21 protein-coding genes are annotated in these 24,001 nt (G+C 71.8%); 10 read left to right on the plus strand and 11 right to left on the minus strand.

What is annotated here, in order from left to right:
• Positions 1-2: 2 nt before the first annotated feature.
• Complete coding sequence (locus ACFFR3_RS00765; protein WP_364370925.1) at positions 3-2,003, plus strand: carbamoyltransferase C-terminal domain-containing protein; 2,001 nt, start codon at positions 3-5, stop codon at positions 2,001-2,003.
• Between the two features lie 20 nt (positions 2,004-2,023).
• Here the strand turns inward: ACFFR3_RS00765 and ACFFR3_RS00770 are convergent, their stop codons facing one another.
• Positions 2,024-3,289 carry a nucleotide disphospho-sugar-binding domain-containing protein gene (locus ACFFR3_RS00770; protein WP_379482425.1) on the minus strand — a complete coding sequence of 422 codons (1,266 nt, stop codon included), beginning with the start codon at positions 3,287-3,289 and terminating at the stop codon, positions 2,024-2,026.
• A gap of 152 nt (positions 3,290-3,441) precedes the next feature.
• On the opposite strand from ACFFR3_RS00770, the gene ACFFR3_RS00775 reads away from it, so the two are divergent.
• From ACFFR3_RS00775 to ACFFR3_RS00795, 5 genes are all read left to right on the plus strand, one after another.
• Entirely contained in the window at positions 3,442-4,125 is a 684-nt protein-coding gene (locus ACFFR3_RS00775; RefSeq protein WP_364370921.1) for an SDR family NAD(P)-dependent oxidoreductase, read from the plus strand.
• A gap of 88 nt (positions 4,126-4,213) precedes the next feature.
• Positions 4,214-4,552 carry a TcmI family type II polyketide cyclase gene (locus tag ACFFR3_RS00780; protein ID WP_364370919.1) on the plus strand — a complete coding sequence of 113 codons (339 nt, stop codon included), beginning with the start codon at positions 4,214-4,216 and terminating at the stop codon, positions 4,550-4,552.
• Positions 4,549-5,007: a cupin domain-containing protein gene (locus ACFFR3_RS00785; protein ID WP_364370917.1), complete on the plus strand. Its 459-nt coding sequence runs from the start codon at positions 4,549-4,551 to the stop codon at positions 5,005-5,007. The genes ACFFR3_RS00780 and ACFFR3_RS00785 overlap by 4 nt, the downstream gene beginning before the upstream one ends.
• The gene (locus ACFFR3_RS00790) at positions 5,004-6,260 is read left to right on the plus strand and encodes a beta-ketoacyl-[acyl-carrier-protein] synthase family protein (RefSeq protein ID WP_345409348.1); all 1,257 of its coding nucleotides are present in this window, start codon (positions 5,004-5,006) and stop codon (positions 6,258-6,260) included. Before ACFFR3_RS00785 ends, ACFFR3_RS00790 begins: the two co-directional genes overlap by 4 nt.
• A gap of 520 nt (positions 6,261-6,780) precedes the next feature.
• The gene (locus tag ACFFR3_RS00795; protein WP_379482426.1) at positions 6,781-8,637 is read left to right on the plus strand and encodes an AfsR/SARP family transcriptional regulator; all 1,857 of its coding nucleotides are present in this window, start codon (positions 6,781-6,783) and stop codon (positions 8,635-8,637) included.
• Positions 8,638-8,652: 15 nt separating this feature from the next.
• On the opposite strand, the gene ACFFR3_RS00800 is transcribed toward ACFFR3_RS00795, so the two are convergent.
• Genes ACFFR3_RS00800 through ACFFR3_RS00835 form a run of 8 tightly spaced genes read right to left on the minus strand, consistent with a single transcriptional unit; the run spans position 8,653 to position 16,415 of the window.
• Positions 8,653-10,071, minus strand: coding sequence for an acetyl-CoA carboxylase biotin carboxylase subunit (locus ACFFR3_RS00800; protein ID WP_345388448.1), 1,419 nt, complete (start codon positions 10,069-10,071; stop codon positions 8,653-8,655).
• Complete coding sequence (gene accB / locus ACFFR3_RS00805; RefSeq protein WP_345388450.1) at positions 10,068-10,577, minus strand: acetyl-CoA carboxylase biotin carboxyl carrier protein; 510 nt, start codon at positions 10,575-10,577, stop codon at positions 10,068-10,070. Before accB ends, ACFFR3_RS00800 begins: the two co-directional genes overlap by 4 nt.
• Positions 10,574-12,229: a carboxyltransferase subunit alpha gene (gene accA, locus ACFFR3_RS00810; protein ID WP_345388452.1), complete on the minus strand. Its 1,656-nt coding sequence runs from the start codon at positions 12,227-12,229 to the stop codon at positions 10,574-10,576. The genes accB and accA overlap by 4 nt, the downstream gene beginning before the upstream one ends.
• A 51-nt stretch (positions 12,230-12,280) precedes the next feature.
• On the minus strand, positions 12,281-12,601 hold the full coding sequence (locus ACFFR3_RS00815) for an antibiotic biosynthesis monooxygenase family protein (protein WP_345388454.1): 321 nt from the start codon (positions 12,599-12,601) through the stop codon (positions 12,281-12,283).
• The gene (locus ACFFR3_RS00820; RefSeq protein WP_345409349.1) at positions 12,598-12,957 is read right to left on the minus strand and encodes an antibiotic biosynthesis monooxygenase family protein; all 360 of its coding nucleotides are present in this window, start codon (positions 12,955-12,957) and stop codon (positions 12,598-12,600) included. The genes ACFFR3_RS00815 and ACFFR3_RS00820 overlap by 4 nt, the downstream gene beginning before the upstream one ends.
• The gene (locus ACFFR3_RS00825; RefSeq protein ID WP_364370908.1) at positions 12,954-13,709 is read right to left on the minus strand and encodes an SDR family NAD(P)-dependent oxidoreductase; all 756 of its coding nucleotides are present in this window, start codon (positions 13,707-13,709) and stop codon (positions 12,954-12,956) included. The genes ACFFR3_RS00820 and ACFFR3_RS00825 overlap by 4 nt, the downstream gene beginning before the upstream one ends.
• A gap of 16 nt (positions 13,710-13,725) precedes the next feature.
• Positions 13,726-14,946 carry a ketosynthase chain-length factor gene (locus tag ACFFR3_RS00830; RefSeq protein WP_364370906.1) on the minus strand — a complete coding sequence of 407 codons (1,221 nt, stop codon included), beginning with the start codon at positions 14,944-14,946 and terminating at the stop codon, positions 13,726-13,728.
• Positions 14,943-16,415 carry a peptide MFS transporter gene (locus tag ACFFR3_RS00835; protein WP_364370904.1) on the minus strand — a complete coding sequence of 491 codons (1,473 nt, stop codon included), beginning with the start codon at positions 16,413-16,415 and terminating at the stop codon, positions 14,943-14,945. The genes ACFFR3_RS00830 and ACFFR3_RS00835 overlap by 4 nt, the downstream gene beginning before the upstream one ends.
• 250 nt (positions 16,416-16,665) lie before the next feature.
• Between ACFFR3_RS00835 and ACFFR3_RS00840 the strand changes: the two genes are divergently transcribed.
• Positions 16,666-17,223: a hypothetical protein gene (locus ACFFR3_RS00840; RefSeq protein WP_379482427.1), complete on the plus strand. Its 558-nt coding sequence runs from the start codon at positions 16,666-16,668 to the stop codon at positions 17,221-17,223.
• 35 nt (positions 17,224-17,258) lie between these two features.
• Here the strand turns inward: ACFFR3_RS00840 and ACFFR3_RS00845 are convergent, their stop codons facing one another.
• Positions 17,259-19,760, minus strand: coding sequence for a caspase family protein (locus tag ACFFR3_RS00845; RefSeq protein WP_379482428.1), 2,502 nt, complete (start codon positions 19,758-19,760; stop codon positions 17,259-17,261).
• A 474-nt stretch (positions 19,761-20,234) separates the two neighbouring features.
• On the opposite strand from ACFFR3_RS00845, the gene ACFFR3_RS00850 reads away from it, so the two are divergent.
• Both ACFFR3_RS00850 and ACFFR3_RS00855 read left to right on the plus strand, forming a co-directional pair.
• Positions 20,235-20,855 carry a DUF3887 domain-containing protein gene (locus ACFFR3_RS00850; protein WP_379482429.1) on the plus strand — a complete coding sequence of 207 codons (621 nt, stop codon included), beginning with the start codon at positions 20,235-20,237 and terminating at the stop codon, positions 20,853-20,855.
• 25 nt (positions 20,856-20,880) lie between these two features.
• Entirely contained in the window at positions 20,881-21,936 is a 1,056-nt protein-coding gene (locus ACFFR3_RS00855) for an alpha/beta hydrolase family protein (protein WP_345388466.1), read from the plus strand.
• A gap of 37 nt (positions 21,937-21,973) precedes the next feature.
• On the opposite strand, the gene ACFFR3_RS00860 is transcribed toward ACFFR3_RS00855, so the two are convergent.
• Positions 21,974-22,180: a hypothetical protein gene (locus tag ACFFR3_RS00860; RefSeq protein ID WP_345388468.1), complete on the minus strand. Its 207-nt coding sequence runs from the start codon at positions 22,178-22,180 to the stop codon at positions 21,974-21,976.
• 170 nt (positions 22,181-22,350) lie between these two features.
• Here ACFFR3_RS00860 and ACFFR3_RS00865 point away from each other — a divergent pair, with 170 nt between their 5' ends.
• Complete coding sequence (locus ACFFR3_RS00865; RefSeq protein WP_379482430.1) at positions 22,351-23,985, plus strand: hypothetical protein; 1,635 nt, start codon at positions 22,351-22,353, stop codon at positions 23,983-23,985.
• The last annotated feature ends 16 nt before the right edge of the window (positions 23,986-24,001 follow it).

Below are 24,001 nucleotides of genomic sequence, written 5' to 3' on the forward strand. Positions count from 1 at the left end.
ACATGCGAGACGGCTTTTATCTTTCGAGCTACGTGACCATCCCCGGGCTGCACCGGCTGGCGATGGTGTCGTACCGGCACGACAACAACGTGTCGCTGTGGCACAAGGAGGGATCGCTGATCCGGCTCCTCGGCCACTGGGAGTTCGAGCGGATGAGCGGCTTGAAACACCATCGGACGCCGTTCCTCAGCTTGGAGGAGCTGCGTGCGTTCGTGAACGGCCTGATCGGCCCGTTCGGGGTGTCGCTCGACGACATGACCGAGATCTGGGGCACCCCGGGGCTCGCGACCACGAACGACTACCACTTCGTCGAGGAGTATCCGGAGTTGTCCTTCCACAGCATCGCGCACCTCTACAGCGCGATGCTGCTGGACAGCGAGACGTTCTTCGGCGGCGACATCCTGACGCTGGCCGTGGACGGCGGCCCCGACCGCCTGCTCGACGGGCGTTACAAGCGCTACTGGTTCACCGGCGCGGTCAGCCGGCGCGGCGTCGTCGAGACGTTCCCCGTCGCCTCGCCCGGCCTGCTCTACAGCACCGCCAAGGACCGGTTCAAGATGCGCGAGGGCACCCTGATGGCGCTCGCCACCGCGACCACGGCCACCGGGCGGTGCGACCGTCAGCACATCCTCGACTCCTACGACTTCACCGGCCTGGCCGCGCTGGAGGGCGCGCCGCGCGCGTTCGAGGAAATCGTCGCCCAGGTCAAGGAGACGGCGAGCACCGACCCCGACTTCACCGAGGAGGAGAGCTTCGTCAGCGCCGCCATGAAGGAGATCCAGGCGATCTCGGTCATGGTGATGGAGCGCAACATCGAGACCGCGCTGGAGCGCTACGACCTCGACCCGGCGACCACGCACCTCGCGCTGGCCGGCGGCTACGCGCTGAACTGCCCCACCAACAGCCACCTCATGGAGAAGTACGGCTTCCGCGGCTTCCTCGCCCCGCCCTGCGTGGACGACGGCGGGCAGGCGGTCGGCATCGGCCTGGCCGCCTTCCACAAGAAGACCGGCGGCGAGCCGTTCACCTTCCGCTTCCCCGGCGCGTACCTGGGACGGGCGGACGACGACCTCGACGGGGCGCTCGCGGAGTTCGGCGACCACGTCGCGGAGGTCTCCGACCTCGATCTGGACCAGGCCGTACGGGACATCCTGGCCGAGCCCATCGCCTGGTTCCACGGCCGCTCCGAGATCGGGCCGCGGGCGTTGGGCAACCGCAGCCTGATCGGCGACCCGACGTCGCGGGCGGCCAAGGACGCGCTCAACGCGTTCAAGCTGCGCGAGTGGTGGCGGCCCGTCGCGCCGGTGGTGCTGGAGGACCGGCTGGCGGAGTGGTTCGAGGACAGCAGGCCGTCGCCGTACATGCTGGAGACCTTCACGATCAGGGAGGAGCGGCGCGCCCAGATCCCGGCGGTGGCGCACCTCGACTACTCGGCCCGCGTGCAGTCGCTCAACGCCGGGCAGAACCCGGCGCTGCACGCGCTGCTGACCGCCTTCCACGAGCGCACCGGCGTGCCGATGCTCTGCAACACCTCGCTGAACGACAAGGGCGAGCCGATCATCGACACCATCCGCGAGACGATCAACTTCTGCCTGCGCAGGAGGATCAGCGTCGCCTATCTCAACGGGCGCAGGGTGGCGTTCAAGAACTTCGACCGTTACGCCGCGGGCGGGCCCTACCCGCGGATGCGGCAGCCGTTCACCGCCATCCCGGAGAGCCGGGCCGAGGCCGTGCACGCCGAGCTGAACCCGTACGGGCTGCCCGAGCTGTACCTGCACGTGCTCTACCTGGACCTCGCCCTGAGCGGGAAGTTCGACCTGCGCACGGAGGAGGGGGCGGCGGAGGCGTACGAGGCGGTGGACAGCCGGCTGCGCGCCGACCCGTCGCTGCGGCAGGCCGCCGAGCGCAGTATGCGGCGCGCCGAGCACCGGTTCACCACGTTCGGGCCCGACGCGCTGCTCAACCTGGAGCTGGGCGCCGTCCGCCAGATCACCGGGGCGTAGCGATCCGGCGGATCCGGCGTTCAGCTGCGGGCGAGTGAGGGGGTCAGCTCGGTCAGCGCGCCCGCCACCTCGGCGGGCGCCGGCCGGGCGGCCATCTCCTCGCACAGCTCGGCGGCGGCCAGGCCGGGCTCGGGGGCGTCCAGCAGCCTGGTCACCTCCTCCCGCACGGCCTCGGGCGTCAGCCCGGCCGCGCCGAGCACGGACGCCGCGCCGGTCGCCACGGCCCGCCCCGAGTGCCCGGCGTGGTCGGGCAGCTGCGGCACCAGCAGCATGGGCAGCCCTTGGGCGAGCGCGGCGAGTATGCCGCCGGCGCCGCCGTGCCCGACGAAGACGTCGCAGTCGCGCAGCGCGTCGCGCAGCGGCGTGTCCACCACGACGCGCACGTTCTCCGGCAGCGAGCCCTCCGCCTCCCGCCGGCCGGGCGGCTGGTCCCGACGCCCGGCCGGCGGGTCCCACTGCCCCGCCCGCTGGCCCGCCCACTCGCCGGCCCGCAGGTCGGGCCGGGCGGCGAGCAGGTCGCGCTGCGCGGCGGAGACCGCGAGCACCACGTCGAAGCCCGCCTCCGCGAGCGCCGCGGCGATCCGGCCGGCGACGAACCTGGACGGGTCCACCTTGGCGATGGTGTGCCCCCAGCTCACGCACACCCGGGGCCGGCCGCGCGTGGCCGGCGGGCGCCAGGGCGCGGCCTCCGGCCCGTTGTAGGGCAGGTGCCGCATCGGCAGCACCCGGTGCTCGCCGGGCAGCTGCATGCCGGTGGGCACCGGGTCCACGCTCACCGTGCCGTACGGGTCCACCGGCCCCGCGCCGAGCCGGTCGGCGAGCGGCGCCAGCGCGTCCGGCAGCACGGCGCGGGCCCGCTGCAGCAGGTCCACGCCGTAGAGCTGGCGCACGGCGGGGACGCCGGTGACCGCCGCGGCGACCGGGCCCGCCAGCGTCACCTGGTCGTACACCACCAGGTCGGCCCGCCAGTCCCTGATCAGCTCGACGAGGCCGGGCGTCATGGTCTCCGCGTGCGCCATCAGCATGCGCAGCACCCTGGGTCCCTTGCCGTCGCGCACCGGCGCGGGATCGCCCGGCAGGGGCAGCAGGAACTCGTGGACCATCCCGGCCGTGTCGACGTCCGTTCCCACGACCGCCGCCGGCAGGTCGGCGCGCAGGATGTCGCGGGTCAGTCCTGGCTCGCTGGCGACGATCACCTCGTGCCCCGCGGCGCGGCAGGCGCGGGCCAGCGGGACCAGCGCGTACAGGTGCGAGGGCCAGGCCCAGGTCGTGAACAGCACCCGCATGGGGCATCTCCTCCTCGGCTGATCGCGGTCGCGCCCGCCGTCAGAGCTGGTCGGAGGGCGCGTGCTCCTGCGCCGACGATGGCACCGCGCCCTGGAGACTCGCTGGAGCGCGGCACCGTCGCGCATCGAGCGGGCGCGGCCATCGTGGCGGCATGAGCGAACCACGCACCGCCCTGATCACCGGGGCCAACCGAGGGCTGGGGCACGCGACCGCCGCCGAGCTGCGTCGCCGGGGCCTGCGCGTCATCGTCACCGCGCGGGACGGCGACGCCGCCGCCGAGGCCGCCGCGCGCATCGGCCCCGACGTCCGCGCCCATCCCCTCGACGTCACCGATCCCGACGCGGCCGGGCGGGCGGCGGCCCGGCTCGGCGCCGTGGACGTGCTCGTGTGCAACGCGGGCGTGCTGCTCGACGCCGGCGACGACCCGCTGGCGGTGCCGCTGGACGTGGTCGAGCGCACGCTCGCGGTCAACCTGCTGGGCGGCTGGCGGGTGGCCCAGGCGTTCGTGCCCGGCATGGTGAAGAGGGGCTGGGGGCGGGTGGTCTTCGTCTCCAGCGGCACCGGGTCGTTCAGCGCGGGGCTGTGGACGGGGGCGCCGGCGTACTCGGTGTCGAAGGCCGCGATCAACGGGCTGACGACGATGCTGGCCACCTGCACCAAGGGCACCGGCGTGCTGGTCAACGCGGTCAACCCGGGACAGACCAGGACCAGGATGATGCCGAGGGCGGAGCGGACCCCCGAGCAGGCCGCCGCCGGCATCGCCGACGCCGCCACCCTGCCCGACGATGGGCCTTCCGGCGTGTTCCTGAGCGGCGGCAGGGAGATCGGGTGGTGAGCCCGATGGAGCTTACTTCGAGCATCTTTCCACTGCGTACGGCCACCATCGAGGCAGCCTTTCCCACTCACCGCAGGAGGCGAGGAACGTGCACAGGACCTTGATCGTCGCCAAGCTCAGGAGCGCCGGCAACATCGGGCCGATCGCCGATGCGTTCGGCGCGTCGGACGAGTCGGAGCTGCCCCACATGGTGGGGGTGAGCAGGCGGACCCTCTTCCACTTCCACGACCTCTACTTCCATCTCGTCGAGGCGGACGAGGACATCTCCCCCAACCTCTACAAGGCGCGCAGCCACCCGCTCTATGAGGACGTCAACGCGCGGCTGGCCAAGCTGGTCGCGCCGTACGACCCCGACTGGAAGGAGCCGAAGGACGCCATGGCGAGCCCGTTCTACGTGTGGACCAGCGACAAGGGGAGGATCCAGTGACTACGGACATGACCGGCGCGAAGATCGCCAAGACGGCCAGGCCCGCCGTGGTGAAGGCCGCGGACGTGGCGCCCAACCGCCGCCGCGGCGGCGACATCAGGGTCACGCTGAGCCCCAAGACGGCCGGCTGCGCCTCCGGGTTCGGCGGCGTGCTCTACCTGGAGGCCGGGGAGTTCGTCGCCGAGCACTACCACCCGTACTCGGAGGAGTTCCTGCACGTCGTCGCGGGCGAGCTGGAGATGAGCCTGGACGGCGCGCCGGTCCCGCTGAACGCCGGCGACTCGCTGCTGGTGCCGATCGACGTACGGCACCGGCTGGTGAACGTCGGGACGGAGCGCGCGCAGGTGGTCTTCCACCTGTCGCCGCTGGCGCCCCGTCCCGAGCTCGGTCACGTGGACACCGAGCAGCTGCCGGCGCCGCAGGAGCCCGGCCCGCAGGTCGGGGGGCCGAGTTGAGCAGAGAGGCGGTGATCACCGGCATCGGGGTGGTCGCGCCGGGCGGCATCGGCCGGGAGGCGTTCTGGAACCTGCTCACCGAAGGGCGTACCGCGACCCGGCGGATCACGCTGTTCGATCCGAGCGGGTTCCGCTCGCAGATCGCGGCCGAGGTGGACTTCGACCCGAGGGCCGCGGGGCTGTCGGCGCAGCAGGTCAGGCGGATGGACCGGGCGGCCCAGTTCGCCACGGTCTGCACCAGGGAGGCGGTCGCCGACAGCGGTCTCGACTTCGGGACCGTCGAGCCGGACCGGGTCGGCGTCGCCGTCGGCAGCGCCGTGGGCTGCACGATGAGCCTGGAGGAGGAGTACACGGTCCTGACCGACGAGGGCCGCCACTGGCTCGCCGACCACACCTACGGCGTGCCGCACCTGTACGGCTACATGGTGCCGAGCACGCTGGCCGTCGAGGTGGCGTGGGAGGCGGGCGCCGAGGGCCCGGCGGCGCTGATCTCGACCGGCTGCACCTCGGGGCTGGACGCGGTCGGCCACGGCGCCGTCCTCATCCAGGAGGGCGCGGCGGACGTCGTGATCGCCGGGGCGACGGACGCGCCGCTGTCGCCCATCACCTCCGCCTGCTTCGACGCGATCAGGGCGACCTCGCCGAGCAACGACGACCCCGAGCACGCCTCGCGCCCCTTCGACGCGACCAGGAACGGTTTCGTGCTCGGTGAGGGCGCCGCCGTGATGGTGCTGGAGGAGGCCGAGTCGGCGCGGCGGCGCGGCGCCCGGATCTACGCGCACCTGGCGGGATTCGCCAGCCGCAGCAACGCCTTCCACATGACCGGCCTGCGGCCCGACGGGCGCGAGATGGCCGAGGCGATCAGGGTGGCGATGGACCAGGCGCGGATCGACCCGGCGGACGTCGACTACATCAACGCGCACGGCTCGGGGACGCGCCAGAACGACCGGCACGAGACGGCGGCGTTCAAGCGCAGCCTCGGGCAGCGCGCGTACGAGATCCCGGCGAGCTCGATCAAGTCGATGGTCGGGCACTCACTCGGTGCGATCGGCTCGCTGGAGGTCGCGGCGTGCGCTCTGGCCCTGGAACGGCAGGTCGTGCCGCCCACGGCCAATCTGCACAACCGCGATCCCGAATGCGACCTGGACTATGTGCCGATTACAGCGCGCGACCACGAAATGGACGTGGTGCTGAGTGTGGGCAGTGGTTTCGGCGGGTTCCAAAGCGCGATGGTCCTGGCCCGTTCCGTATAACGGCACAGCACAATAGCCATGACTCGATTATCTATCCATGTCAAGGTGACAAAGGGGAAGAGTAGTGAAACCAGGGATCACCACTACTCGCCGGTAAGGGCCGCGATTCGGCATACCCGGGATATACCCAGGTCACAGGCTCGCCGCTAATCGCGTACGGCTCGTTGACGGGCATCTGCACAGGAAGGCGGCGCCGGAAAGTAGGGGCCAGGTTCAGGGATTTCCCTGATGCCATTAGTCAGATGTGGCAATATTCTCAGTCAAGTACCACTATCCACCGAAACCCAGTGATCTTCGAGTGAATTTCGAGATCTTGTAACACGCATCTGCTAAATTCCCTTGAGGAAGCAGATCGTCCAGTGTGGCCGACGACAACGGGGTGACGTCTCAACGCTGTCGGCGCACGCTCTCGGGTAAGCAGACGCATGGCGCGCGGCGTGCGGGGTCCTCCCGCACGTACGCCGGCCAATGGATGCAGGGGACGGTGCGTGTGGTGGTGGAAATCAACCTGCTCGGACCAATGGAAGTGCTCAGACATGGCGTCGTCCTGACGCCGTCGGCCCCCAAACTGCGCACGGTGCTCAGTTTGCTGGCCGTCCAGTCGAGCATCGTCGTCAGAACCGACAAGATCATTGAGGAGCTCTGGGAGGACAACCCGCCGGCGAGTGTGACCACCACGTTGCAGACGTACATCTACCAGCTGCGCAAGCTGTTGCGACTGGGCACGCCGCCGGACGGGCGCGGCGCGGGTGACACACCCGCCGACGCCGCACTGCGTACCTCTCCCTACGGTTACGCGCTGTTCCTCGACCCCGACATGCTCGACACCACGCGGTTCGAGCGCCTGTCCGACCAGGGCAGGAGAGAGCTCGAGGCGGGCGACATGAACGCCGCGGCCGAGACGCTCTCCCACGCGCTGCGCCTGTGGCGCGGGCCCGCGCTCGTCGACGTCGGCCACGGCCCCGTGCTGCGGGCCGAGGTGCTGCGGCTCGAGGAGATCAACAGGAACACCCTCGAACGCCGCATCGAGGCGGACCTCTACCTCGGCAGGCACCACGAGCTGCTCGGAGAGCTCACCAGGCTGGCCGCCGAGCAGCCCACCCACGAAGGGTTCCAGGGCAAGCTGATGCTGGCGCTGCACCGCGCGGGCCGGCGCTCCGAGGCGCTGCAGGTCTATCAGCGCACCCGCAACACGCTCGCCAGCGAGCTGGGCCTCGACCCGTCCAGCGACCTCGAACAGCTGCATCGAGCCGTCCTGGCGGCCGACGAAAGCCTCGCACTCCCCCAGCCCAGGGCGCCCGTCATGCTGAGCCGTACGAGGCCGCCGCGCCAGCTCCCGCCTGAGCGCACCGCCCTGGTCGGCCGGCAGCCGCAGGTCGGCGCCGTGCTGGGGGCACTGTCCGCGCGGCAGCATCACGCGCCACCGGTGGTCGTCATCACCGGTCCACCAGGATCCGGCAAGTCCGCGCTGTGCGCGCAGGTCGGGCACCGGGCCAACGGCCCCTACCCCGACGGCCAGCTCTACGCGCGGCTGGTGGACGCCCAGGGCCGCCCCGCCGACCCCCGCGACGTGCTCGCCGAGTTCCTGCGCGCGCTCGACGTGCCCGAGGACCGCATCCCCGGCACGCTGAGCGAGCGCTCCCGGCTCTTCCGCACCTGGACGGCCGACCGGCACGTGCTGGTGACCCTCGACGACGTGGTCCGCGCCGACCAGCTCCTTCCGCTGGTGCCGGCGAGCCCCGACTGCGGCGTCCTGGTCACCGCGCGCAGGCAGCTGTCGGCGCCGGTGGTGACCGCGGTCGTGGAGGTGGGCCCGCTCAACGTCGAGGAGGGCCTGCGGCTGCTGACCAACGTGCTCGGCAAGCACCGCGTCATGGAGGACGAGGCCGCCGCCCGCGAGCTGGTGCGCCTCTGCGACGGCCTGCCCACGGCGCTGCAGGCGGCCGCCGCGCTGCTGCAGCTCAGACGGCACTGGCCGCTCAGCAAGGTGGTCAAGGGCAGCGGCCTGCCGTCCGAACCCGGCACGCCCAACCACCACGAGCTGTTCCTGTACGCCAGCGTGGAGCTGAGCTACCGGCTGGCCCCGCTGAGCGTCCAGCGGGCCTTCCGCAAGCTCACCAGGCTGGACATCTCGACGTTCACACCGCGCTTCGCCTCGTGCCTGCTCGACATGACCGAGGCGCAGACGGAGTCGCTGCTGGACGAGCTCGTCGAGTTCCAGCTGATGGTCGCCGAACTCGGAACGGACGGGGACCTGCACTACCGTTTCCTACCCAGCGTGCGGGCGGCGGGACGGTTGCTGCTCGCGGACGCGGGCCCGGTCGACGGCTCGGCCGCTTACCGAGCCGTCGGTGCCGGACATGCGCACGTCTCCTGACCCCGCCTCGGCGGTTCACCCCCGGCTCGCACCCGGGGGTGAACCCGCCGAGCGGGCGGGCGTCCCGTTCATCGAGACGCCCTCCGTCAGCAGCGACGTGGTGTGGCTGCCCGCCCGGAAGGCCGGCTCGGCCAGCACGGCCCGCAGTAGCGCCTTCGTCGTACGGACGCCGCGGCCCTCGATGCGGAACTCCGCGAGGGCCCGCTCCATCCTCGCGATCGCCTGCTCGCGGTCGGGCCCCCAGGCGATCACCTTGGCCAGCAGCGAGTCGTAGTCGGGCGGCACCGCGTACCCCGCGTAGGCGTGCGTGTCCACGCGGAGGAACGGGCCGCCCGGCGGCACGAACTCGCTCAGCGTGCCCGCGCTCGGCGCGAAGTCCCGCTCCGGGTCCTCGGCGTTGATGCGGCACTCCACGGCGACGCCGCGCGGGCGGACGTCCTCCTGCGAGAAGGAGAGCGGCCGGCCGGCGGCGATCCAGAGCTGCTCGCGGACGATGTCGATCCCGGTCACCGCCTCGGTGACCGGGTGCTCGACCTGGATGCGCGAGTTGACCTCGATGAACGCGAACTCCTCGCCGGCCACCAGGAACTCGAACGTCCCCGCGCCGGTGAAGCCCGCCGCCTTCGCCCCGGCGACCGCCGCCTCGGCGAGCCGGGCGGACACCCCGGGCGACACCCCGGGCGCGGGGGTCTCCTCGATGAGCTTCTGGTGCCGCCGCTGCACGGAGCAGTCGCGGTCGCCGAGCGCCACGACCGAGCCGTGCTCGTCGGCCAGCACCTGGACCTCGACGTGCTTGGCCCGCTCCATCAGCCGTTCGAGGTAGACCCGGCCGTCGCCGAACACCGCGCGCGCGGCGGCGCCGGTGGCGCGGTAGGCGGACGCCAGGTCCTCCATCCTGCGCACCACCGCCATGCCGCGCCCGCCGCCGCCGGCCACCGCCTTGATGATCAGCGGGAAGCCGATGCGCCGCCCGGCCTCCACCACGTCGGCGACGGTGCCGACGGGTTCGGGGGTGCCGGGCAGCACCGGCAGGCCGGCGTCCGCCATCATGCTCCTGGCCAGCGCCTTGTCCCCGAGTCTCGCCATGACCTCGGGGCGGGCGCCGACGAAGACGAGGCCGTTGGCCGCGCAGATCTCCGCGAAGTCGGGGTCCTCGGACAGGAACCCGTACCCGGGGTGCACGGCCTGCGCGCCGGTGCGCAGCGCGGCCTCGATGATCGCCGGCGGGTAGAGGTAGCTGCGTTTCGCCGGTCCCGGGCCGATCTGGGTGGCGACGTCGGCGGCGCGTACGGCGGCCGAGTCGCGGTCGACCGACGAGTGCACGACGACGGTCCTGATGCCCATCTCCCGGCACGTCCGTACGATGCGCAGCGCGATCTCGCCGCGGTTGGCCACCAGGACGGTGTCGAACGGGCGGCGCGTGTCCCCGGTCATTCGTCGGCTTCCTGGTCGATCACGATGAGCGGCTGGTCGTACTCGACGCCCTGGGCGTCGTCCACGAGGACGTGCGACACCCGGCCGCCCACGTCCGCCGTCACGGGGTTCATCAGCTTCATCGCCTCCACGATGGCCACCTGCTGGCCCGGCTCGACGAGGTCCCCGACCTCGACGAACGGCTTCGCGCCCGGCTCGGGCCTGCGGTAGAAGGTGCCCACCAGCTCGGCCCGCACCGTGTGCCCCGCCGCGTCGGTGGCGGGGTCCGCCGTGTCCTGGGCCGGCTCCTGGGCCGGCGGGGCGTACGCGCCGGGCGCGGGCTCGGCGAGCGCCGGCCACTCGACCTCGATGCTCGCGTTGCCCAGCCGGACGCACGCCCTGCTCGGCGGCCTGGGCGCCGCCTGGACGGCGTCGGCCAGCCCCCGGCACAGGATCGCCACCGCGTCCCGCGCGCCCAGGCCGGCCAGCGCGCCGTCCCAGGCGCTCGGCTGCTGCCCGTCCGTCATAGAGTCACCTTCTCCCTGTAGGTGCCGAACCAGCGCAGGCGCCGCCGCCTGGCCTCGCGCAGCGCGGCGCCGTCCTGCTCGCGCAGTTCGCGCAGCGCGCACACGACCGCGTCACGCACCAGCTCGCTCGCCTGCCCGGGCGCCACGTGCGCGCCGCCCGCGGGCTCCGGCACGACGCCGTCCACGATGCCATTGGCGAGCAGCGTCGGCGCGTCCACGCCGAGCGCGTCCGCCGCCGTGGCGGCGGCATCGCCGCTGCGCCACAGGATCGCCGCGCAGCCCTCCGGGCTGATCACCGAGAACGTGGCGTTCTCGCACACCAGCAGCCGGTCGGCCACCGCGAGCGCCAGGGCGCCGCCGCTGCCGCCCTCCCCGGTGACCACGCTGACCACGGGCACGTCGAGCGAGCCCATCACCCGCAGGCAGTCGGCGATCGCGTGCGCCTGGCCGTGCCGCTCGGCCTCCAGGCCGGGGTGCGCTCCAGGCGTGTCGATGAGCGTGACCACCGGCACCCGCAGCTTCGCGGCCAGCCGCATGAGGCGCACCGCCTTGCGGTAGCCGGCCGGCGACGGCATGCCGAAGTCGCGGCGTACCAGCTCCTGAGTGGTGTGGCCCTTCTGGTGGCCGATCACCATCACCGGCAGGCCGTCCAGGTCGGTCAGGCCGCCCACCACGGCGGGGCAGTCGGCGCCCGCCCGGTCGCCGCGCAGCTCCACGAACTCGCCGCCCCAGGCGGCGACGTGGTCGAGCGTGGTCGGCCGGCCCAGGTCGCGGGCCAGCTTGACCACCTGCGCGGCGGGGCGCTCGGGCAGCAGGTCCGGGTAGCGGATCACCGGGTCCTCGGCGGCCGCGCCCCAGCCGGGCTCGGCCGGCGTGCCCAGGGCGAGCAGCGGCAGCAGCACCTGCGGCAGCTCGGCGCGCGGCACGACGCCGTCGAGCAGGCCGTGCTCCAGCAGGAACTCGGCCGTCTGGAAGCCCTCGGGCAGCCGTTGCCTGATGGTCTGCTCGATCACCCGGGGCCCGGCGAAGCCCATCCTGGCGCCGGGCTCGGCGATGATCACGTCGGAGAGCGTCGCGTACGACGCCGCCACCCCGCCGTAGGTGGGGTCGGTCACCAGCGTGATCGTCAGCAGGCCCGCCTCGTCAAGTGCCGCCATCGCGTTGCTCGTCCGTGCCATCTGCAGCAGGGAGAACGCGCCCTCCTGCATGCGCGCGCCGCCCGACGCGGTGACGATCAGCAGCGGCAGCCGGTGCTTCAGCGCCTCCTCGGCGGCGGCCACGACCGCCTCGCCCTCGGCGGTGCCCATGCTGCCGCCGAGGAAGCGGAAGTCCATGACCGCCACCACGACGCCGCGCCCGCGCACGGTGCCGCGCACCACCCGCACCGCGCAGTCCATGCCGGTGCGCGAGCGGGCGGTGTCCAGCCGGTCGGCGTACGGCAGCAGGTCCTCGAACCGGAGCGGGTCGTGCACCGACGGCGCGGGCTCCACCGTCGTGCCGGAGCGGGGGTCGAGCAGCCGCCCGAGCCGCTGCTCAGCGGTCAGCGGCGCGTGCCTGCCGCAGTCGGGGCACACCCCGCCCATGCGGTCGAACCGCTTGCGGTAGACGAGCATCCCGCAGCCCGCGCAGGACAGCCAGTCGGTCAGATCCATCGTGGTATGCGAAGTCCCATTCGGAACGAGTTTCACGAGCCGGTCTCCTGGCTAGTAGGACGCTGTTACTCGGTAGACGGCGAACGGCCGGCGCATCCTGCCGTCACGGAAGGGGCGTAGCGGCGCCGTCTGCCGCTTGTGCTCCGGCCCCTGCTCCCATTTCTCGAAGTCCTCCATGCTGCGCCACGTGCTCACCACCACGAAGTCGCCCTCGTCGGTGACCGAGCGCAGCAGCTCGTTGCCGAGCAGGCCGGGCACCCCGGCCAGCCGGTTGCTCGCCTCGTGGTAGGCCGCCTCGATGCCGGCCGGGTCGTCCGTGGCGTGGTAGAGCAGCACCCGGACGCCGTGCCCGTCGGGCGCCTGAGCCGTCATCGCGCCGCCTCCTCCCACGCGTCGTGCGTGGCCGTCTCCTCCGAGGTGGAGCCGGGCAGGTGCGCGACGATGTGCGCCGTGCTCATGGACCCGCCCGAGCGGTACGGGTGCAGCTTCTTGCGGTGCTCCAGGTGCCGCTCGCTCAGCTCGAACTCGCGGAAGCGCGGCTCGTCCACCCAGTCGCTCATGATGTGGTAGACGCCCTTCTCCTCGCCGTCGCGGGCGAGCCACTGGCCGAGGTTGGCCGGGTGCGTGGTGACCGAGTCGCCGACCTCCATCCACACCCGCTCGAACTCGCGCTCCATCCCGGGCTTGATCTGCAGGCGCAGCATGACGCGGAACCGGGCCTGGCTCATGAGATCCCCCCGTCCACGGACACGACGGAGCCGGTGACGAACCGCGACAGGTCTCCTGCCAGCCACATCACCGCGCCCGCCACCTCGTCGGGGGTGCCGAGCCGGCCCAGGCAGGTCTTGCCGGAGTAGCGCTCGATCATCTGGTTGCGCTGCTCCTCAGGCATCGCGTCGAACGCCTCGGTGTAGATCATGCCGAGCGCCACCACGTTGAACCGGATGCCCTGCGGGCCGAACTCCCTGGCCAGGGTGCGGAACAAGCCGTGCAGCGCGGCCTTGGTCGCGGTGTAGTGGGCGCGCAGCGGGATGCCGACCTCGATCGACTTCGAGCTGACGCCGATGACCGACGAGCCCGCGCCCAGCAGCGGCAGCGCGTTCTGGATCGTCAGGTGCACGGCGGTGAGGTTGGTGTCCACGATGCGCTGCCACTCGGCGAGGTCGAGCTTGGCGTAGGGGACGTGGCTGATCGCGGCGGCGTTGTTGACCACCAGGTCGAGCCGGCCGTCGAACCGCTCGCCGCACTGCTCCAGCAGGCCGGCGATCTGCCCGGGGTCGGTGAGGTCGGCGCGCAGCACGCCGTGACGGCCGCCGATCTGCTTGAGCTCGTGCTCCAGCGAGACGACGTTCTCACCCTCCTGCCGGTAGTTGGTGACGACGTCCACGCCCGCCTTGGCGAGCGCGAGCACGATGCCGCGGCCCACGCCGCGGGTGCCGCCGGTGACGAGTGCCCGCTTACCGCTCAGGCCGAGATCCATGGTGTTCCCTTCCCTTTCACTTCGTGAGCACGAGCGCGGCGGTGAATCCGCCGTGCCCGCGGGCCAGGACGAGCGCGGTCCGCAGCGCGCCGTCGCGCGGCCGGCCGAGGACCAGGTCGATGTCGCAGCCCGGCGCGAGCCGGGAGGTGCCGGCGGTGGCGGGGACGACGCCGTCGCGCAGCGCGAGCAGCGCCGTCGCCACGTCGAGTGCGGCGCCGCCGCCGTAGAGCCGGCCGGTCAGGGTCTTGGGCGCGGTGACCGGGACGCCGCGCGGGCCGAACACCTCGGTGATGGCCCGCGCCTCGGCCAGGTCGTCGTCCGGCGTGCCGCAGGCGTCGGCGAACACGACGTCGATGGCGGACGGCGACGTGCCGGCGTCGGCGAGCGCGCGTTCGATCGTGCGGCGCAGGGCCGGCGGCCGGTCCGAGCCCGGGGCGGGGTCGAAGCCCGCCGCGTAGCCCGCGACCGCGCCGTAGACGGTCGCGCCGCGCCGCGCCGCGCTCTCGGCGCTCTCCACGATGAGCATCGCGCCGCCCTCCCCCGGCAGGTAGCCGGAGGCGTCCTCGTCGAACGGCAGGTACGCCCGCTCGGGGTCGTCGACGGTGGACATCCTGCCGTTGGACAGCTGCGCGACCAGCCCGTACGGGCACAGCGAGGCGTCGGTGCCGCCGGTCACCACGATGCGCGAGCCCCGCCGGATCAGCCTGCGCGCCTGCCCGACCGCGTCCAGGCCGCCGGCCTGCTCGCAGCAGATCACCCCGCAGGGGCCGCGCATGCCGTGCCTGATCGACACCTGGCCGGTGGTGGCGGCGTAGAACCAGGCGATCGACTGGTACGCGCCCACCCAGGACGGCCCGTTCTGGTAGAGCCGCTCCATCTCGTGCTGGCCGAACTCGGTGCCGCCCGACGAGCTCGCGGTCACCACCGCCATCTCGTACTCGGGCAGCTCGGCGGGCACCACGCGGGCGTCGGCCAGCGCCGACTCGGCCGCCGCCAGGCCCATGTGCGTCCAGTGGTCGGTCTGCGGGATGAGCCGGTTGGGCAGGCGTTCCGCGGCGACGAACCCGGGCACCTGCCCGGCCAGCCGCACCGGATAGCCGCCGGCGTCGAAGCGGGTGATCCTGCCGATGCCCGACTTGCCGGCCAGCGTGGCCTGCCAGTGCGTCTCGGTGTCCATGCCGGTGGGGGCGATGACGCCGATGCCCGTCACCACCGGCCGGTCGTTGCGTTCGCTCATCGGCTGCCCTCCGTGACGGCGTCGCTCTCCGGGCGCTCCGCCGGTGTCTCCAGGCCCGCCGCGAGCCCGTTGGCGAGGGCCCGCCGGCCGAGCGCGAACGCGAGCCCGACGACGCTCGCCACGCCTCCGAGGCCGAGGTAGTAGATCGGCTCGGGGACGACTTCCGCGAGCCTGACCACGCCGCTGCCCAGCCCGCCGCCGAGCCCGGCGAACAGCCACATCAGGCCGAGTGTGCGTCCCATGTAGCCGGCCGGCAGCACGTCGGCGGCGGCCGAGATGATCACCGCGGCGACGATGACCTCGCCGCACGCGTGGGTGAGGTAGACGACGACCAGCCACAGCGGTGACACCTTCTCGCCGGACGCGGCGAACACCGTGGTCAGCGACATGATGAGGAAGCCGCCGCCGACGAGGACGAGCCCGATGGCCAGCTTGACCGGCACGTGGGTGCGGCCCGACAGCGCCGGCAGCGTCACCGCGATCAGCGGCGCGAGCATGAGGATGAACAGCGGCGTCGCCGCCTGCAGCCAGCTCGCCGGGATCTCCATGCCGAACACCACGCGGTCCACGTGGTCGCGGGCGAAGAGGTTCAGCAGCGACGCGGCGTGCGCGACGATCATCCAGAACAGCGTGGAGCCCAGGAACACGGCGAGGAACGCGCGCAGCCTGCGCCGGTCGTCCGCGCCGAGCCCGCGGTTGCGGTAGACCACGGTGTAGCCGACGATCGGCACGATCACGCTGAACACGCCGACCAGCCCGATCGCCAGCGACACGCTCAGCATCCCGGCCAGCCCCAGGCCGAGCACCAGGGCGAGGACCACCCCGCCGGCCAGCCCGGTACGCCGCGCGGCGGCCGCCCGCTCGCCGGCCGTCAAAGGCCGCACCGGCCGCTGCCCGACGTCGCCGAACTGGGCGGCGCTCACCCGGAGCTGCACCCCGGTGATCAGCATGACCAGCGCCGCGACCAGGAACGCCAGGCTCCAGCTGACCCGCTCGCCCAGATAGCCGACCAGCAGCGGCGCCGCCAAAGCCGAGACCTGGGTGGCGACGTACATCAGCGAGATGCCGGCCTCGCGGCCCCGGCTCCCGGCGAACATCATGTTGATCATGGCCTGGTGGTTCGGCTTGTAGACCGCGCCGCCGATCGCCACCAGCGGCAGGCCCACCGCCGCCGCCCAGCCCGCGGGCACCGCCAGGCACACGTATCCGGCCATGCCCGTCAGGCAGCCCGCGACCAGCGCGCGCCGGTTGCCCAGCACCCGGTCGCCGAGCCAGCCGCCGGCGATGGACAGCATGAACATGAAGCCGATCCAGGCGCCGAACAACGTCGCCGCGTCGGTGACCGGCAGGCCGAGCCCGCCGCTCGCGGCGGGGGCCGAGGCGTACAGCACCAGGATGGCCTGCAGGCCGTAGAAGCCGAAGCGTTCGAGCGCGTCGCTGGTGAACAGGGTGAAGTACCAGCGAGGCATCGCGCGCAGGGTGATGGCTCTGTCGGCGGTGCTCATCGCGGCCCGCCGCCCCGGGGGAGGCCGCCCGCCCGCTCGCCGGCGCGCACCAGAACTGTCAGTCCGTACATGCAGGCCCTTCTTTCGGCTTGACCCAGCAACACCCCTCTTGGGTACGGCAGCCGACTCGAATCTCCCTTGCGGCGCGGGCAGCGGGCGCCGGCCCATCGGCGTTCGCCGCAACTTATGGGCGCGGACCGGCATCCAACCCGGCATGAAAACGATCAGAGTCCTCGCCGCCCTCACCGCGGCCCCCATCGCCGCCGCGACCTTGATCGCGCTGCCCGCCCACGCCGCTCCCACCTGCCCCGCCCCGTCGAAGACGGAGCTGAAGGGACGCACCGACAGGCCGGCCAAGGGCACCCGAGCGCTCAAGGGGGTCCGCGTCGCCCACCTCCCGAAGGGCTTCACCTACGGGGAGCTGGAGGCGTCGAAGCACGACGGCGTCACCGAGTACGCCTACCGCTGGTCGGACGACCGCGACGACACCGACCGCGCTCACCGGTCCCTGTGGGTGCGGGTGGTCTGCTGGCCGAAGGCGCGCGACCTGAAGGACCTGCGGAAGCTCCCCGTGGCCCTCGGCACGTTCACGAGCGCCGGCAAGCCCGCGCGGCTGGGCGGCAGAAAGGTCCTCGGCAAGACCGGCGACGGGGCACTGGGCCACGGCCGGTACGTCGGCTGGGTGCCACGCAGCGGCGTCGTCGTCACCGTGATGGCCGACCAGCCCCTGATCCGCGACCTCCCCGCCATCGTCAAAGGCATCCGGGTCTGACGCGCGGCTGAGGGGCCATCCGCAGCGCAACCACCTCAACGAGCGTCGCGCACCCCGGTTGCCGTACTCGCGTGCCATCTCGCGATCACGGAAGGCATGCCGGCAACAGCGGAGATGGCCGCACACACCCCCGCTGACACCAGCAGCACCACAATGAAGCCCATGAACGGTGACGCGATGATGAGGTTCGTCAACAGACCGAAGACCGCGACGACCTGAGCCACCGCCACCGTCTCCGGCTGTTCACCGACGACCTCCACGGCGAGCGCCAGGAGCACGAACAGGACGCAGGAGTACGCGGTCACGACTCCGTCGACCTCTTCACTCGTGGTCGGGAACTTGGCGAGAGCGACGAACAGGAGGAGCGCGGTCACCACACTGAACAGGATCGGCAGCCGAGACCGACCCGCCCTCGGCCGTTTGGCTGCCCTGAGCAGCAACGCGGCGGCTGCGACGAGCAACAGCGACACCACCGCTCCCCCGTTGCCGGCACGGAGCACGCCGAACGGATGCGAGACGAGAAGGATGACCATCACGATGGAAATGATCGCGGCGACGGAGTTGCCCACTCTCGCTGCCGCATCCGGCTGTGATCGAACGGCCTCCAGGAACACGACCGGCAGGATGAGCGCCACCCCCACCATGATCACCATGATCTCGAGGTCGTCGCCCACGGTCGCCAGTCCACCGAGTCCGGCGAGCAGGCCCAGTTCCACGGCGCCCAGACCTGCGGCCGCGCCCAGAGCCGCATTCCTGAGGCGCCCCTCCCGCAGAAGGCCTACAGCCGTCGCCGCGACAGCGAGTGCCAGGGCCCATATGACGATGCCGTGAGGGAGGGGGAGACCGACCAGGTAATCGTGGGTCCCGCGTAACGCCAACGTGAGACGGGGCCAAGAGGAGAGGCTGGGTAGGAGGACGCTGCCGACGAGCAGGAAGAATGCGGCCACGAGAGCAGGACCGCGAAGGACGGGCGACCCATACGACGCCGCCTCCGGCACCGTTGCCATCGTCGAGGAGCCTGTCGCCGACGTGCTGCTCGTCGGCTCGACCGACGCGTCTGTCCTGTCTTCCGGCTCCGGTGGCTCGACGAGTCGTGTTGACAGCGGCGCTTCTGGGGCCGGCTGTCGTGCGCCAACGTGCTTCGGCACGGCGGAGGGGATCGGGGAGGGTACGTCCGCCGACGCTTCCCCGGCGGCGCTCAGAGCCTTGTTCGCCGCTTGTGAGACCATCCGGCTGTCGTCGTCGACCAGTTGCTCCAGTGCCAGCCGTGCCGCAAGCGCCAGTCCCGCGTGCCGTCCGCGCAGCAGGCGTTCGAGTTCTTCGACCGCTCCCGACCTGACCTTCGCCAAGGGGTGCTCGAGAGTCCCCAGCAGATCGTCCGGCAGCGGCGTGGGCTCGGCGACCGGCCGGCCCCGGCGGGCGATGATGAGGTCACCCTGAACGTCGAACGTCCACTTGCCAGGAGTCTGTTTGGGGGTGGCGGCCCGGACCCGGTCGTACACGTAGTCGTACAGCTCGTGCACTCCCACGTAGCCGTCCTGGTCACGGTCGGCCAGACCGGTCTCCAGCCCATCGACCAGCGCACGGGTGAACACGGAGGGCGAAGCCGCCGCCTCATCGGCCAGTTCCAGCCCGTCGAACGCGTACTCCAGCGCGTTCGACGCGGTGATCACGACACGACCCCGACCGCCGAATTGGTCTTCGACATGGAGAGTCGCGCCTGCCCGCGGAAGTGCCCCGCGAGCGAAGGCGCCCGCGTAACAACAGTCGAGCAGAAGCACCACGCGCCGGCATCGGCTGCGGGACATCTGCCGGTTGACGAACTCGGCCGCGACCGCAGTCGCGCCGAGCCGATGCAATTTCGTCGTGGTGGTGGCGAAGTACAGATCGCCGCTGTCGTTTTTGACGCCATGCCCGGAGAAATGCAACAGGAGCAGATCGTCAGGATGCCGGTCGGCGAAAAATTCCTCCACGGCTTCGTTGACCACGGATGTCGATTCATTCAACAGCGTACGGACATCGAAGCCACCGATGGATTCGTCGCCCAGAACCCGCGCCAGGGCTTCGGCGTCCTGCGCGGGTGCGCGTAGCCGGCGTAGTCCCGGATCCCGGTACTCATCGCCGGCCACGATCAACGCAAGCCGTCGCCCGGAGGCGGGAGAGGCATCGGTCTGCCTACGGCGCAGCCAAGCGTCGATCAGTTCTCGCTGCTGGTCGGACCTGACGCCGGTCACCTCCAGCACGTCCCCATCGAGTTCGAGCTTGACGGAGCGGTGCTGGTTGCGCCCCAGCCAGGCGGTGATCGCGCCGACGATGGAGCCCAGCACCTCCGTACCGGTCAGCGCGATCACCAGCCCGCCGAGCGTCAATGCCAGGTCGGCCCTGGCACCTGCGGGGGCCGGATCCGTACCGTCCGCGCTGACCACCACGTCGAGATGAAGGAGTTCGTCGCGGAGCCACGAAGTGGCCTCGTGCAAACCTTGGGGGTCGGCGGAGTCATCGACGACCGTCACACTCAGCCGAGTCTTTTCACTCACTCAGGCCACCCCCTCGGGGCACCTCGATGATAGCGGCCACCGCATTCTAGACATTGCTCAACGTGCTGTCATGAGAAGTGGCCCATCGCGGCCACGTGCAATTTTTCGGCGGCCCCATCACATATGAAGCTGAATGCGAATTATTTTTCCGGAACAAGCGCTTACCGCGTTTCGACTTGCCGCCGGGTGTCAGCAGTGGCCGGCCTCGGATCCACGACCGGCGACGCGTGAGCGGCCACCGCCCTCGCCCTGCCACCGCATTTCGTGCTGCCCTGGGCTACGATAACGTGCTAACGACCATGGCACGAAATAAGGAGCAGCGGCGTGGAGTCGTACGACGGCCCGGCCTGCCGCCAGTGCGGGAAGTCACTTCCCTCCAGGTCAGGGCGGGGGAGGAAGCGTGAGTACTGCGATGCGACCTGTCGGAGTGCGGCGCGGAGGGCTCGTGAGCAGGCGGAGCACGTAAAAGAGAACTTGACAGAGGTCGCTCGTAAAGGAAATATTGACGACGCAACGGAACCGGACCTGGCGGAGGCCGCGGGGCGGTTGCTGGAGCGGCTGAGTGCCGCCGCCGCCCCGCTTGAGGCGGTGGCGGCGGCTCGGGACCTCGCGCGGGTGGCCGATCAGGCCATGCGGGCGGCGGTCGCCGGCGCGCGTACGGCCGGGCACACCTGGCAGGAGATCGGCGACGTGCTGGGCTCCAGCAGGCAGGCGGCGTTCCAGCGCTTCGGCCGGCCCCTCGACCCGCGAACAGGAGCTCCCATGACCGACACGATCCTGCCCGGCGCGGCCGACCGTACGGCGGCGCTGGTCGCCGGCCTGGTCGGCGGCCGGTGGGAGGAGGTGTGCCGCGACTTCGACGAGACGATGGCCGCCGGGCTCTCCCCCGACCAGCTCGCCACGGTCTGGGCGCAGGTGGTCGGCGCGATCGGCGGTTACGAACGCATGGGCGAGCCGACTGCTCACCAGGCGGCCGACCACACCGTCGTGAACGCCCCGCTGTTCTTCGAGGCGGGCGAGCTGACCCTGCGCGTCACCTACGACCACGACGGCAGGATCGCCGGGTTCTACCTCCTGCGCCCCGACGCTCTGTGACGTTCCCCGAGAAATGGAGTGACCCATGCCCGTCCGCTCACGCCTGACCGCCTGCCTGTGCGCGTTCACCCTCCTGACCGCCGCGTACGTGGACGGAGCCGCCGCCGCTCCCCCGGCCGCCGCCTCCGTGCAGGCCCGCTGGGTCGAGGAGGAGGTGAGCTTCCGGGTGGACGGCATGACCGTGTACGGCACCTGGCGCCACCCGGCACGCGCGGGCAGGCCCATCCCGGCGGTACTGCTGATCGCGGGCAGCGGCCCCACCGACCGCGACGGCAACAGCGCCCTGCTCAGCGGGGTGAACACGCTGAAGTCGACGGCCGAGCTGCTGTCCAAGGCGGGCGTGGCGAGCCTGCGCTACGACAAGCTGGGCACCGGCAAGACCGGGCTCGGCCCGTACGCGGACAAGGTCGCCGAGGTCGGCGTCGGCGTCTTCGAGCGGCAGGCCCAGGCGGCGCTGGCGTTCCTGGCCAGGCGGCCCGGCGTCGACAGGCGCCGGCTCACCGCCATCGGGCACAGCGAGGGCGCGCTGTTCGCCCTCCTGCTCGCCACCAGGTCGAAGACCCCGGTGCGCGGCGTCGCCCTGCTCCAGCCGCTGAGCCGCCGCTACCTCGACGTCATCAGCGCCCAGGTCGCCGCCCAGCTCAGGGCCCAGGCGCAGGCGGGCCTCATCACCGAGGCGCAGGCGAAGGAGATCGAGGAGGCCATGGCGCGTGCCGTCGCGTCGCTGCGCGCCGACGGCACGGTGCCGCCGAACCTGCCCGGCGGCCTGTCGAGCCTGCTCTCCCCCGTGAACGCGAAGTTCCTGTCGGAGATCGACCGCCTCGACCCGCCCAAGGTCGCCGCCCGGCTCAAGCCCCGCACCCCGGCGCTGCTGAGCTGCAGCGACGCCGACATCCAGGTGAGCTGCGCGGACGTCGAGCACCTGGCCACCGGGCTGAGGAAGGCCGGCACGACGTTCGTCCGCCTGACCGGGGTCAGCCACGTGCTCAAGGAGGACCCGAGCAGGACCGCCGAGCACTACGGCGACCCGCTGCCGTACTCACGGCAGCTCAAGAAGGCGCTCCAGGCGTTCGCCCGGTGACCGGCGCCTTCAGCCGAGCTCCTTACGGCCCTTGCCTTCAGCCGAGCTCCTTACGGCCCTTGTCGGTCAGCGACGCCATGTGCACCGCCACCCCGAACGTGGTGAAGCCCGACCTGGCCGCCTTGGTGAACTCGGCGATCACCCGGTCGGACGGGTAGTCGTCGATGAGGAAGTCGTAGGCCGCGTCTCCGTGGTCGCGGACGGCGGCAAGCACGATCTTGGTGGTCAGCTCGGGGGTTCCCACGTTCTCCTCCAGCGGGTCGCCATGCCTCTACATTCGCACCGTCCGCCCGAACCCGCCATCCTGGAATTCGCATGATCACGGTTCGGTGTCACGCGAGTGGCCGATCTTGACGCGAGAGCCTCCGTACGACGTTATTAGAACGTACGTTCCCATCGTCTTCGGAGGTTCTCGTGCGTCATTCCCTCGTCCGCCGATTAGCCGCTCACCTGGGCGCCGCCGGCCTGATCGCGGGCCTGCTCACCATCGCCACCCCCGCCGCCGCGGCGGCCACCGCCCCCGCCGACCTCGGGGTGACCACCCAGGCCTACAGCGCCGACCTGGCCGTCGGCGGCGGCCGGGTGTTCGTCGGCGCCGACGACCGGGTCATCGTGGCCGACGCCACCGGCACCCCCACCGGCGACGTCATCACCGGGCTGTCCGGCGTCCGCCAGCTGGCCATGGCCCAGGACGGCGCCCGCCTGTACGCGGCGCTCAGCGGCTCCAACGAGGTCGCCGAGATCGACACCGCGACCCTCGCCGTCACCCGCAGGCTCGACCTGTCGTCACACCCGTGCCCCGTCAGCCTGGCGCTGCTGGGCGAGCGGCTGTGGGTGGGGCACGGCTGCGACACCGGCAAGGGCGGCGTCGTCGGCCTCGACCTGAGCGCGACCGCCCCCGTTCCGGTGGCGGTCGGCGGCGAGCAGCTGCGCGCTCCGGTGCTCGCGGCCGCCGGCGACACGCTGGTGGTCGGCCAGCGCAGCGTGCACGAGGGTGACCTGCTGGTCTACGACGTCGGCGGCGACACCCCCGAGCTGCGCGGCACCATCGAAGGCGACCAGGTCTACCTGGACTACCTGCGCGACCTCGCGCTGAGCTCCGACGGCACCGCGCTGTTCGCCATGGCCAGCAGCCCCAACGACGTCATCCGGTTCGACACCCGCACGCTGACCGTGAGCGGCGAATACGGCGACGGCTGGATCGGCTACGCGTCGGCCGTGGCACTCAGCGGCGACGGCGCCTACGTCGCCTTGGCCGCCGAATACGGCAACAACGACCTCACCGTCTACGACGCCGCGAGCGGCACGGCGCTGTTCGGGGCCGAGCAGTGGGACGCCGAGGCACTCCTGGACGGCGTCGCGTTCTCCGGCTCCGACGTCTTCATGCTGCTGCGCAGCACGACGGACCGGCTGCTGCTGTGGCGGGTGACCGGCGCCGAGCTGCCGGCCTCCACGCTGACGGTGACGGCCCCGACGTACGCGTACGTCGGCTCGCCGGCCACCATCGAGGGCCGGCTCACCCGTGCCGACGGCAAGCCGCTCGCGCTCAAGCCGCTCACCGTGGTCCGGCGCTCGACCTACGAGGGGAAGGAGCTGATCACCGGCGTGCGGACCGGTAAGGACGGCACGTTCAGCTTCGAGGACACCATGCCGGAGCGGGGCGAGTGGATCTACCTGGTGTACTGGGAGGGCGACGATCGCTACCGCCGCGCCGGCGCCTTCGCCGCCCTGAACGCCAGGGACAGGTCCACCCTCACCCTGGACGGCCCCGAGACGGGCACCGCCGGCACGACCGTGCAGCTGACCGGCACCTTGACGGCGAACGGCCGGTCGCTCGGTTCGTGGACCACGTTCACCGTGCTGCGCAGCATCAAGGTCGACGACGCCAGCGACAGCGTGACGCTCCCGCCGGTGCGCCTGAACGCCGACGGCACGTTCACACTCACCGACACCCTCACCACCGCCGGCCACTACACCTACCTCGCGACATGGGGAGGTGACATCACGGCCGGCCCGGCCAAGGCCATTCACCGCATCACGGTCGAGTGACGTGCGCGAGCCCCGC

Source organism: Nonomuraea salmonea, from assembly GCF_042428605.1.
GTDB classification, from domain to species: Bacteria; Actinomycetota; Actinomycetes; order Streptosporangiales; family Streptosporangiaceae; genus Nonomuraea; species Nonomuraea salmonea.